Genomic DNA, 13,040 nt, shown 5'->3' with positions numbered 1-13,040 from the left:
CTTGTTAAATTGTACAAATATACATTTATTTTTTTCCTATTTATCTAAGGCCTCATAGATTGAATTATTGCTTCGAAATTCCGGCACTATTGTTTTAAGAATCCTTACTACTTCTACTTTATCTCTTCTAAGGGAAGCTTTAGTAATTTGTGTGGTAAGCGCCTCTATTTCTTCGAATCCCGTAGAAGGGTCTTTAGAAATCATAATCTTATCATTATGCGTAGGAAGAGTTTTCGCATCATCACTTAAAAGTTCTTCATAAAGCTTTTCCCCAGGCCTTAATCCTGTATAAATGATCTTAATATCAATATTAGGCTCGAATCCTGATAATTTGATCATTCTTTTCGCAAGGTCAAGAATTTTAACAGGTTCACCCATATCAAAGACAAAAATTTCACCACCTTCTCCCATTGTTCCGGCCTGAAGTACCAATTCACAAGCCTCAGGAATAGTCATGAAATATCTTACAATTTCAGGGTGAGTGATGGTTACCGGACCTCCGGCTTCAATCTGTTTTTTAAAATGGGGAATTACAGAACCATTGGATCCTAATACGTTTCCAAATCTTGTTGTAATAAACTTGGTAACATTACCCTCTACATTTTGAAGTGACTGTACAAAAAGTTCTGCAGCCCGTTTTGAAGCTCCCATAACGTTGGTAGGATTTACAGCTTTATCTGTAGATACCATTACGAATCTGTTTACTTTATACTTGCTGGATAATTTTGCGACAATCTTTGAACCTAATATATTAACAAAAATTGCTTCATGCGGATTTTCTTCTACCAAAGGTACATGCTTATAAGCAGCAGCATGGTACACCATCGAAAATCTATACGTCTGGAATAAGGATTCCATTCTGTGATGATTAGAAACATCTCCTAAAACAAATTTGAAAGCAATATGAGGATATTTCTCTCTCATTTCAAGTTCAATTTCGTAAAGCGGTGTCTCTGCCTGATCCAGTATTACTATTAAAGAAGGATTAAAGTTGGCAACCTGTCTTACAATTTCACTTCCTATGGATCCTGCTCCACCAGTTACTAATACGGTTTTATCAAAATGTCTGCTCTTTACTTTTTCATTCTGAATTTTGATAGGCTTTCTATTTAATAAGTCTTCAATTTGAAGATTTCTGATAGATCCACCTAAATCGCTGTCTCTCAGCTTTTGTACTGACGGCGCTTTAAAGACGTTAAGATCCTTCTCTAAAAATAAATTCACCCACGTGTTCATCTCATCTCTGGCCATCATTTCTTTAACAATGAGAATACCATCAATAATAAGATCTTCTTTCGTGTTTTCTTCTATTTTTTGTTTTCCGTAAATGGGTTTTCCTAGTAGAGATGCCCTTTTAGAATCTGTTCTTTGCGTTAAAAAACCTACTACCTGATAAGGCAGGCTCGGATTATCCAGAATGGCACGTGCAATTGCAATTGATTGTTCATCAATTCCTAACACTAGAATTCTTTTTTTCAGTGCACTTCTTCTGTATTCCCTTACAATATGGAAAAACTCTTTCACATATAATCTGAAAAGGAATAATCCCATAAATGAAATTACAAAATAAAGGATCAGGTAAGGAGTAAGAATAAACTTAGCTCCTGTGGTCCAGAAATAAAGAATATTGATCGTTCCGATAGTCAGCATTGTGCAAAAGCATGATATCAGAAGCTTAAATAAATCTATAAATGTTGAATGGCGGATAATTCCGGCATACGTCTTGAAGAGGTACATAAAAGCAGTATTCGCCATAATAATAAAAGCAAAGATTAAGCTTTTATCTTCATGGTATATAAATTCCTGCTTGGTAATTCTTTCGATAATGTAAGTAGAAAGAAATAAAGATATAACCAGAATAATAATGTCTATTACAAGAATTATCCATCTAGGAAGATATCTTACGTCTGAGAGATTGACAACATTATCCCCTCCAAATATTGTTTTTCTAAGAGAATCGTACATTGTCTATATTGGTGTTCATATTTAATTAATGTGTAATATCTGATCATCTGATCAAAGATAATTCCGATACAATCATGCAAAAATAAAATAAATTTATTTCAATATGTTGAAATCAAAAATAAATTTGATGTTATATTTATGAAATCTCGCAATTTCATTACGATATAGCTAAAACTCACAGACAAAAATCATACCATATAAATTCTTATAAAGGCGATATTTATCTATAATAATTCTTTATTTCAGCTGTTTTATCTTTAAAATAATTATTAAATATTTATGTATCAATCTCTTTCACTGAACTGATTGTTTTTTTGTTAAAAGTCATATGTCAAGTTTTTTGTAATTTATTAATATATTATCCAAAAATATCAATTATTTTCTCATATTCAAAACCTTTACCCATCAAATATTTTATAGTTTTGGTTTTTTTTTGATATTCTTTCAAACCATTCTGTTTAGAATAATACCCTTCAAAAATTTTCCTGATAGTCTTCTCATAATCAGAATCATCTATCTCATCAAAACATGAACTAATCAACCTTTCTGAAATCTGTTTTTGTTTCAGATTCATTTTAATTTTGGTCTTCCCCCAGTGTTTGATGTAAAATTTGCCTCTGATATAACTTCGTGTAAATCTTTCTTCATTCAGGTAGTTTTCTTTCAGGAGAAATAAAATGATTTCTTCTTTAGCTTCATCAATAAGCAGAAATTCTCTCATCTTCTGTTCCACTTCTGCATGGCAGCGGTCCTGGTAAACACAGTAGTTAACCAGCTTCTGCTTGATTTCCTCGAAAGTATAAGATTTCTTTTCCATTGAATAAAAAAAGAATGAGCAGTCTGCCCATTCTTTATATGATATCGGAATGTCTGTTAGTAATTGAACAGAGCTTTTCCTTCCATTAATTCGTTAACTTTTTTTCTTACGGATGTAAGAACTTCTTCATTTTTGATGTTGTCTACCACTTCAGAAATTAATCCTGCAATCGTATCCATATCATTTTCTTTCAGCCCTCTTGTTGTAATTGCTGCCGTTCCTAATCTGATACCAGATGTTGTGAATGGAGATTTATCATCAAAAGGAACCATGTTTTTGTTGCAGGTAATATCAGCAAGTACTAATGCTTTTTCTGTTTCTTTACCGTTTACTCCTTTATTTCTAAGGTCTACCAGCATCAAGTGATTATCTGTACCTCCGCTTACGATATCAAATCCTCTGTCGATCATCGCTTTTGATAACGCCTGAGCATTGGATTTAACTTGTTTTGCATAGGTTTCGAACTGTCCGTCCAAAGCTTCACCAAAAGCTACTGCTTTACCAGCGATTACATGCTCTAGCGGTCCTCCCTGAATACCTGGGAATACAGCTCCGTCCAATACCTGGCTCATCATTTTGATTTCTCCTTTTGGAGTTTTGTGTCCATAGGTATTTTCAAAATCTTTCCCCATCATGATCATCCCTCCTCTTGGGCCTCTAAGGGTTTTGTGAGTAGTGGTAGTTACTACGTGACAGTGTTCGAACGGTGAGTTTAATAATCCTTTTGCTACTAAACCAGCCGGGTGAGCGATGTCTGCCCAAAGCGTTGCTCCCACTTCGTCTGCTACTTCTCTGAATTTAGCATAATCTAAATCTCTTGAATATGCTGAGAAACCGGCAATAAGCATTTTTGGTTTTTCTCTTAGAGCAACTTCTCTCATTTGGTCATAATCAATAAGACCTGTTTCCTGCTGTACTCCGTAAGAAACTACATTATATTGAATACCCGAAAAGTTCACTGCAGAACCGTGAGTAAGGTGTCCTCCCATTGAAAGATCCATCCCCATGATTTTATCACCAGGTTTCAAAACTGCAAGATAAATGGCTGCATTCGCCTGAGAACCGGAATGTGGCTGAACATTCACATAGTCTACTCCGAAAAGTTCTTTTGCTCTGTTGATAGCCAATGTTTCAACCTCATCTACAACTTCACATCCTCCGTAATATCTTTTTCCGGGATATCCTTCAGCATATTTATTTGTCAGTACACTTCCCATTGCTTTCATCACGTTTTCAGAAACAAAGTTTTCTGATGCGATAAGCTCTAATCCGTGAGTTTGTCTTTGTCTTTCCTTTTCAATCAGGTCGAAAATAATATCCATTTTACTTTTAGTTTTTGAAATTTCCACCCCAAATGTACGGATTTTTCATTGAGATTTCTCTATTGAAAAAATGATTTTAAACACTAAAAATTGAAAAACCTCATCAATAAATCAAATATTATAGCTGTTTTAATTTGATCAAAAACCCTTTAAAATTCTTCGTCTACAAGTTCTTTATTGACCACTGCACCTGCAAAATTTCCCTGTGCAACAGCATTAGCCACGGAACGCATCATAGTCACATTGTCTCCACAGGCAAAAACTCCGGGAATATTTGTTTTCTGCATCATATCTACTTTAATAAATCCCTGTTCTGTCAGTTCACATCCCAGATCATCGGACACATTTAGGTTTTGTTCAAAAGGAATTTTAGCGTATAAAGCCTGTAAAGCAACTTCTTTTCCGTTTTTGAAAACAATTTTTTGAATGGAACCTTTTGTATGCTCTATACTTTCAATTTCATCTTCGTTAAGGAGGATTTTATTCTGTTTCAGTTTTTCGAGCTGCTCATTAGTAAGAACAGCTTTCCCATTGGTAAAGAGGGTAAGATTTTTAGTCAGATTAAAAATCAGTTTTGAAAATTCATAAGCCATATCTCCATTGGAAAGAATCCCGGTAACTTCATTTTTCACTTCATAGCCATGACAGTATGGGCAATGGATAACAGAAATCCCCCAGCATTCTGCAAATCCTGGAATATCCGGCATCTTATCCTTCACTCCGGAAGCTAAAATGAGTTTTTTAGCCTGGAATTTTTCGCCGGATGAAGTTTCAATCCCGAAAACTTCAGTTGTTTTTACCGTTTTTACAACCGTTCCATTATAAAAATGAACGGTGTTGTATTTTTCGACATCCTTTTTGGCAAGTTGAGTAATTTCTGACGGTGTTTTTCCATCATGAGTAACAAAATTATGGGAATGTGGTGTTTGTCTGTTGCAAGGTTTTTCATTGTCAATAATCAGGACATTTCTTAAAGATCTTCCTAATGACATACCTGCAGATAATCCTGAATAGCTTCCCCCTATTATTATGACATCAAAGTTTTTGTTTTCCATAGTTCAGTTGATAGTTGATAGTTGATAGTTGATAGTTGATAGTTGATAGTTGATAGTACAAAGGTAAAACAAATCCCACTAATGCAATATTGTTGCGATAATGTTTTTTATCTATTATGTTTATATCTTAAACTAATTATCCTTCTTCTATTCTATCATTTCCATTCATTTTTAGTTTCATCAATCTCGTCCTGAATTCTTTTATTGATATCAATTTTTGCACCCTGTAAACTGAAGATTGCCGTTCCTCTTTCTCTTGCATAAGGATTGGCAATAGAATCATATAATTTTGCCACTTCAAAAAAAGAACCAGATTCTTTAAGTTCCTTTCCTGCTTCAGGGGCATCTTTAACCCTGATCACATTTCTATATTTTTTGCTTAAATCTATCCAGTTGATATAATCCGCATGAAAAGACATTGCCACAACACCCGCCTTTGAATAATAATTAATAGCACCCGTCTGTCCGTAATTATCACATAGTACCATGGTATTTCCGGATTTTGACAGTCGGGAATATTCTTTATCTACTTTTTGAGCCAATTCTTTCCAGCCCTGCATATCGGCAAAATCCTGTGGCAACGGATGATCTTTCCCATCTTCCCAACGAAGCAGCCCTATTTTTTTGTACTGATCCTGATGGGACTCAATATATTCAGGACTCTTATTGGGGAAGGCTACATTATATAAGGGAAGAAATAAAAGTATAGGGATAAGTATGCTGACAGGTTTCAAAAACCTCATCCATCCTTTTTCAAATAAATGGCCCAGAAAAACAGAACCAAAGGCAATATACACAGGATAAAGCCCTACTGCATAGTAATCTTTTGCTTTAAAAAATAAAAACAGAGTGATTGTAATGATATAACTCCAAAAGAAAAATCTGAATTTCTCAAAAGGTTTATACAACAGTAATGCTCCCCAGCCTGCTATAATAACAAAAACAACTCCTATGAAAAAGAGAATCTGAGATTTCATAAAACCCATTCTATCCACATGCACAAGCTGTTTTTCAGAAAGTTCTTTCATATGATGGATCACCGGAAAATGATTCTGATACTGCCAGAGAAGATTGGGAAAAACAATAATTAAGGCTAAAAGAGCGGCCCAATACACATGAGACTGCATAAAAATCCTTCTTTGCTCTGTTAACAATAATGCAGGAATAAGCCCCAATAATGAAAAAGCAATATTGTATTTATTTAATATTCCTATTCCAAAAATGACAGCTCCAATGTAAATCCATTTTACTTTTTCTGAATTAAAATATTTAATCAAAGCATAATAAAGGAACAGCCACAGAAAAATTTCTAAAGAGGTAGGCTGAAACAGCATATTTACCCGGAGAAGTACTGAGAGCAGAATGCCTAAAGAAGCCAGTATTTTAGCAAAGAGACTCCCATTAAGTTCTTCAACAATTTTCCATACCAGTACTATCGTTAGTGCTCCAAACAAAGCCGGGAAAAATTTAACCCAAAATATAGAATTTCCTAACATTTTAATTACCCAGGCAATCCATGAGTTGACGGGAGGAACTGAAAGATATCCCCACGCCAAATGATTCGCCTGATCGAGATGCAGATATTCATCCCGGTGGAGTTCATACTCAGGACTTATCAGCGAGTATTGAAGGGCAAACTTTGTAATGACAAAAAGAAACAGAATCCAATAGTCTTTTTTCATGGGATATAGTTTGGAATTTAAAGGTAAGACAGTACAACTCTTTCTATTGTTACATAATTTCAAATTTATTATCTATGATTTCAGTTTTTATCTTCTGAATATTGCCGGACCAATATTTAATTTCTTCAATCTTCTCAGGACATTCTTCTATGGGAGTATTCTGACAGGCGGCCAAATATTCCTGATACGTTTTCAGTATATTATTCAGGTATACTTCATAGTCTTTAGGATTTTTGGGAATATATCCTATTCCATCACAGCCGCAGGAATGAAAACATTTTCCTGTTTTAAAAAGGCTTTCTACAATCTTCCATTCTTTGACTGCTGTTTTTTTAGGAGCTTTGAAGTCTTTCCCCAGATCAGCCATCACACTGCTGCATTCCGGGCATTTTATAATTCTGTTTTCAAGGTCTGAAACAATTTTTTCCAATTCCTTTGTTTCTGCTTTCGTGAAAACATATCCTACTTTACGAATTGTTCTCCCACCAGGTTCGTGGTATACCTTTTCTTTTTCGATTCTTTTTATAATGTCATAAGCATCCGGCTGTTTAAATGATTTCCGGCATTTAAAACAGACATAATGTGATTTATAAGTTTTCCTGGCGTATCGACACATTTTTCATGGATTTATCTGACTCAAATATAGGAATTTACTCTTGTAAAGATTTTGATATAAAAAATCCCGGAGAAAAAAATTTCCTCCAGGATTACAGTTTAAAAGTGTATAGTGTAGTTTATTATTTCTTCTTAGACTTTTCCTTCAGTTCTTCTTTGTCTTTATCAGACGGATTCCAAACTTTAATCTCAGTATCTTTTGTAATATCTGATCCCGGAAGAACCTGAACGTTGATACCGTCACTAGCTCCCAGTTTCAAATATACTTTTTTGAATTTCCCGTCTTTTTGTTTCACTTCTACGAAAGGAACATCTTTTCCTTGTTTCTTTTCATACTGAACTAGAGACTCATCCAATAATAATGCATTTTTCTGAGAACTTAAAACAATTTCACCGTTTGCAGAAAAACCTGCTCTAATATACTCATTATTAGGATTACTTACATTACCTTCTACCGGAAATTTAATGGTTCCTGCATTATCTTTTCCTTTAGGTGCGATCATCGTTAGTTTTCCAGGGAAAGTTTTGTTTTGTAGTGCACCGATTACGATGTTCATATCCATACCCTCGCTTAGTTTTCCAGCCTGAGCTTCATCAATTTCACCTTTAAAGATCAGGACATTCAAATCTGCCACTGAACAGATTGTGGTTCCAGCGTTAAAGTTATTGGCTTCAATCACCTGACTTCCTGCTTTTACAGGCACCTCAAGTACGGTTCCTGAAGCTTTTGAACGGATTTCTGTAGTAGCTAAACCTTGTCCTTTCAATTCAGGAGTTGCTCCTGTCTTAGCAATCTGTAATCTTTTTTGAGCGGTATTTAATTGTTGTTGAGCATTTTTCAACGTCTGCTGCTGAGAATACAATTGCTGCTGAGAATTCAAATACTCCTGTTTAGAAGCTACTCCCTGCTTGTACAGTTTATCCTGCATTTCAAATTGCTTCTGCATATTTCCTACATTCATCTGAGCATTGCTAATCTGAATTTGTGCATTCTGAACTTCCTGCTGAGCAGCGTTTACTTCAGAGATACTGGGAACAATCTTCACGGTAGCAATCAGCTGTCCTACTTCTACCTTATCTCCTTCTTTTACTAAGATTTTATCTATGATCCCCGCAATATTGGGTTTAATTTCAATTTCTTCTTTGGGAACAATTTTTCCTGTAGCCATTACCTTATCATCCATATTCTGGATTGTAGGCTTACGGGTAAGGAAAGCTTCTCCTTCTTGAGAATTAGATTTGATAAGATAGCCAAGCCCTGAGAACAATGCCACTGCAAATAAAAGCCCCAACACAATATAAATGGCTTTTTTCCAGGTGAATTTCTTTTTCATATGTATAGTTTATTTTTTATTAAATAGATTGAAAGATTTAAAATTCAAAGATTGATTCTCTATATTAATTTTTGCTTTTAAATCTTAAAATGGTTTCATTTTCAAATTAATTACTCTGTTCTTAAGGCTTCAATAGGTCTGATCTTAACCGCTCTTTGCGCCGGAATCATTCCGATTATTAATCCTAAAATAACCATGACAGCCATAGCAGCAAATACGTTTCCGTAGTTGACCGTTGGATTATAGAAAGGAAATGAATCCTGACCCTGGGTAACAGCATTCAGAATCATCAATACAAAAATTCCAAACATAAAACCTAATAATCCCGAGGAGAGTGTAATCACCACACTTTCCAGCAAAATCTGATTTCTTACTTCTGCCGGTTTTGCACCCAATGCTCTTCTGATCCCGATTTCTTTGGTTCTCTCTTTTACTGTAATCAAAAGGATATTTGAAATTGCAATAACTCCGGCAAGGATTGTAAGTGTACCTACAATGATTGTTAGCAGCTGCATTCCCGTAAGAAAGCCTGTCAGTTTTTTAAACTCTTTTCCAAGGTTGAAACTTCCGAAAGCATTGGTATCTTCGGGTGAAACTTTATTTTTTGTTTTTAAAACCTGCTTTACATCTTCTTCTACAGAATTCACATTGGCATTAGGTTTACTTACAATGGCAAACATATCAATCTGGTCTCCTGCATTATACATTTTTGTATAGGTAGAAAGCGGGATGAAAGCTGTTTGGTCGTTTTCAAATCCTCCTCCTTTTTTTACCCGGAAAACACCGATTACATTAAAGAACAATCCTTTAATATTGATCGATTTTCCTATTGGATTTTCTTTTTTCTTGGCATCAAAGAAGTTTTTATAAATTTCTTCTCCAATGACCACTACATTTTTGTTCCCTGAAACATCGGCATCATTGATGTAACGTCCGAAGATCAGCTTCTTTTCTGAAATTTTATTTCCTACAGAGTAATCTCCCGTAAGCGAATAGGTTCCGTTTTTCCCGTTTCTTGACATGGCTTCCCCAGGCGTTCCGGTAAAGCTTCCTCTTGCATTTTGCGGCGAGATATAATCAATAGCAGTTACTTTTCTTTTAAGCATTTCCATATCATTTAAGTTCAGATGAACTTCTCTTCCTTTGGGAAATCCTTCATAGGGAATAGAGGTTTTCTGTGCCCACAGGAAGATTGAATTGGTGGCAAAACCGGAAAATAATTTATCAAAACCATTCTCCATTCCTTTTGCTGCTCCAAGAAGGCTCACATACAAAAACATCCCCCACCCTACGCCGATCATGGTAAGAAATGTTCGGAGTTTATTATTCCTCAATGAGTAATAAATCTCCTGCCAAGTATCTTTTTTAAATATGATATTCACCTTGTTGAATTATAAGTTATAAATTATGAGTTATGAATTTCATTAATCCGTTTATCTTTTTCCGCAAATTACTCTGTTCTCAAAGCTTCGATCGGTTTAATTCTTGAAGCTCTGTACGCTGGCACAAATCCTGCGATCAATCCTGAAAAAATCAAAGCGATAAATGCCATGATGATGGCTCCCCATCCTACACTCGGGCTTTTAATAAAGAACTCTTCAAGGCTGTTTCCGATAAGACTTAAAGTCAAAACGCCTATTCCTACTCCAACAAGTCCGGAAACCACTGTAATCACAACACTTTCCTGAACGATCAGTCCTACAATTCCGCTTGGTTTTGCACCAATGGCTTTTCGTACTCCGATTTCCTTGGTTCTTTCTTTTACGATATACACCATAATGTTACTGATCCCAATGATTCCCGCAAGCAATGTACCCATCCCAATAAACCCGACAATGGCTGTAAGAACTGCCATAAATGCAAATGTATCATTCATGTTTTTCGCATTATTCCAGACACGCACCCCATTTTCATCATCAGGAGAAACACTTTTTCTCGCTTTTAATTTATCTTTAAGCTCATCACCATACTTAATGGCCTGATCAGGAGTCAGTTTATCATTGTATGTTATATAGGCTATATTTACAGTATCAGATCCTTTCTTCATCTGCTGTAAAGTAGTAATCGGAACGGTAATATGTCTTTCATCTCTATCTCCTCCATCATCTGAAAAAACTCCAATAACCTTATACATTGTTCCATTAATATCGAGCTCTTTTCCTATCGGACTCCCATTTTTGATCAAATCCCGCTGAACCATTCTCCCAATAACAGCAACATTTAATTTCCTTTCCAAATCCATCGCTGTCACATACCTGCCATCAATAATTTTTCTGTTTTCAATGACTTGCTCCCCTGGCTGAGCCCCATTAATCTGATAAAGACCACTTTCTTTTCCATATTTCACCATTAAATTGGCAGTATATCTGGGACTGGAAGGGCCCGCTTTTTCCTTATCTGTATTAATTAAAAAGTCATAGTCTGAGTTATTCATTGTTATATTCCGATCAGACTGAAGTCCTTTATAAGCTAAAGAGGCTTTTCCTGTAGAAAAAATAATAAGATTTTTGGCATCTCCCGAAAACCCTTCAGAAAATGCATTCTGAAGTCCTTTTCCAATTCCAAAAAGCACAATGAAAATAAACAGTCCCAAAGCTACAGTAAACCCTGAAAGCACCGTCCGAAGTACATTACTACGGATAGAACTGAATATTTCCTGCCAACGATCTAGGTCAAACATAGTTTTTATTTTTTTACTTTGTAAAAAAGTCAATTAGCTGCGCAATCAATTTTCTTCGAAGTCAATTAACTTTGTTGCCAATTTATTCTTCACCAGACTTTAATTACGACCTAATTACTTTTCACATTTCTAATCTTTTTTCAACATTTTACTTAATAAGATAAATGCTGTTTTTATTAATTTCCAATTTTTGTTAATTCTTCTATTTCAATATAATTACATTCCATAACGATATCAAAACAAGAATCCAACTCAATAACTGAGCCTCTGGCAATTTCAAAATATCTTTCCTTTCCAGTTCAGATTTTCTTGAACACCCTTCGGTAATATTTAATACCACTGAAGTAGAAGCTCTTCGTATCTGGTCAATTATATTAAATTTTTCATAATCAGGAATTTTAGATAAAACTTTATAACATTCTATTCTTAATTCTCTGGCTGACTGATAGACGTCAAGTTTATAATGGTTCAGATTTAAAAACATTTTTATTTTTTTCATATTCATTTGTGTGTGTTATAAATTATTTATCTTCCTCATTATAAAATTCACTTGCGAAGCAAAATTGACCATTCACTATTCACTTATAGTACAATCTGCTTAATAAATTCATCACTTTCAATAACCCCATCCTTCAGTACTACGTTTCTTTTGGTTTGTGCGGCTACGTCCGGTTCGTGGGTTACAACGATGATTGTTTTTCCTTCATTATTGATATCCTGAAGAAGTTTCATAATATCATGAGTAGTTTTAGAGTCCAATGCTCCGGTAGGCTCATCTGCCAATACCACTTTTGGATTTGTTATCAATGCTCTTGCAATAGCCACTCTCTGTTTCTGTCCTCCGGAAAGTTCACTCGGAAGGTGGTTTGCCCATTGTGCTAATCCTACTTTTTCAAGATATTCCATAGCTTTCTGGTTACGCTCTCTTCTCGGTACATTCTGATAGTACAGAGGAAGTGCTACGTTTTCCAAAGCTGTTTTATAATTGATAAGATTAAAAGACTGAAAAATAAATCCCAAAAATTTACTTCTGTATTCTGCAGCTTTTACTTCTGATAAATGCTCAATAGGAACTCCATCCAATTCATAGGTTCCTGAATCTTTTTCATCCAGAATCCCAATAATATTAAGAAGTGTAGATTTTCCGGAACCGGAACTTCCCATAATAGAAACAAACTCGCCCTCAGAAATATTCAGATTAATTCCTTTGAGAACATGAAGTTTGCTTTTCCCTGTATCGTATGACTTATTTAAATCCTGAATTACTAACATTAAGTGATGTATGTTTTATACCCAATAAGTAGATGATATTTTCAAATTGTTACAAGAATAAAAATTTATTCAAATATTTTTTTGTTTAACGCCTTAAACCTTTATTAGTAATACTTTGCATATTTTTGTTTAACTGTAACTCTGGATTTCCATGTATTTATCCTCAATATAGTGGTCTAGCCTATTATTCTAGCCAGTTTCATGTAAATGTGGAAAACTTTTCCGGCTAAAAGTCAGCCGATTAGTATTTACCCCTTTCAAAATCAGTTCTTTTTTTCGAACTTTGCTATTAGTTCTT

10 protein-coding genes and 1 pseudogene are annotated in these 13,040 nt (G+C 34.8%); all 11 read right to left on the bottom strand.

The features are described from left to right. Positions 1–36 precede the first annotated feature (36 nt). Positions 37–1,965: a polysaccharide biosynthesis protein gene (locus ACLMCG_RS07880; RefSeq protein WP_223600049.1), complete on the bottom strand. Its 1,929-nt coding sequence runs from the start codon at positions 1,963–1,965 to the stop codon at positions 37–39. Between the two features lie 358 nt (positions 1,966–2,323). Further along, complete coding sequence (locus tag ACLMCG_RS07875; RefSeq protein ID WP_413961111.1) at positions 2,324–2,782, bottom strand: regulatory protein RecX; 459 nt, start codon at positions 2,780–2,782, stop codon at positions 2,324–2,326. Positions 2,783–2,838: 56 nt separating this feature from the next. Next, complete coding sequence (gene glyA / locus ACLMCG_RS07870; RefSeq protein WP_047378780.1) at positions 2,839–4,104, bottom strand: serine hydroxymethyltransferase; 1,266 nt, start codon at positions 4,102–4,104, stop codon at positions 2,839–2,841. Positions 4,105–4,253: 149 nt separating this feature from the next. Next, positions 4,254–5,159, bottom strand: coding sequence for an NAD(P)/FAD-dependent oxidoreductase (locus tag ACLMCG_RS07865; RefSeq protein ID WP_413961112.1), 906 nt, complete (start codon positions 5,157–5,159; stop codon positions 4,254–4,256). Between the two features lie 155 nt (positions 5,160–5,314). Further along, the gene (locus ACLMCG_RS07860; protein WP_413961113.1) at positions 5,315–6,841 is read right to left on the bottom strand and encodes a glycosyltransferase family 39 protein; all 1,527 of its coding nucleotides are present in this window, start codon (positions 6,839–6,841) and stop codon (positions 5,315–5,317) included. Positions 6,842–6,890: 49 nt separating this feature from the next. Beyond that, positions 6,891–7,457 (bottom strand): hypothetical protein, encoded by a 567-nt coding sequence (locus ACLMCG_RS07855; protein WP_413961114.1) that lies wholly within the window; start codon positions 7,455–7,457, stop codon positions 6,891–6,893. A 121-nt stretch (positions 7,458–7,578) separates the two neighbouring features. Beyond that, on the bottom strand, positions 7,579–8,790 hold the full coding sequence (locus ACLMCG_RS07850) for an efflux RND transporter periplasmic adaptor subunit (RefSeq protein ID WP_413961115.1): 1,212 nt from the start codon (positions 8,788–8,790) through the stop codon (positions 7,579–7,581). Positions 8,791–8,900: 110 nt separating this feature from the next. Next, positions 8,901–10,172 (bottom strand): ABC transporter permease, encoded by a 1,272-nt coding sequence (locus tag ACLMCG_RS07845; RefSeq protein ID WP_309436242.1) that lies wholly within the window; start codon positions 10,170–10,172, stop codon positions 8,901–8,903. A gap of 68 nt (positions 10,173–10,240) precedes the next feature. Then, on the bottom strand, positions 10,241–11,470 hold the full coding sequence (locus ACLMCG_RS07840; RefSeq protein ID WP_223600042.1) for an ABC transporter permease: 1,230 nt from the start codon (positions 11,468–11,470) through the stop codon (positions 10,241–10,243). A 176-nt stretch (positions 11,471–11,646) separates the two neighbouring features. Continuing rightward, positions 11,647–11,954 (bottom strand): annotated as a pseudogene (locus ACLMCG_RS07835) (four helix bundle protein). Between the two features lie 98 nt (positions 11,955–12,052). Further along, on the bottom strand, positions 12,053–12,742 hold the full coding sequence (locus ACLMCG_RS07830) for an ABC transporter ATP-binding protein (protein ID WP_047420805.1): 690 nt from the start codon (positions 12,740–12,742) through the stop codon (positions 12,053–12,055). Positions 12,743–13,040 lie beyond the last annotated feature (298 nt).

It is taken from the genome of Chryseobacterium sp. S90, from assembly GCF_047444895.1.
Lineage (GTDB): Bacteria > Bacteroidota > Bacteroidia > Flavobacteriales > Weeksellaceae > Chryseobacterium.
The sequence above is the reverse complement of the archived record's forward strand: the minus strand, read 5'-3'. Positions and strand labels throughout refer to the sequence as shown.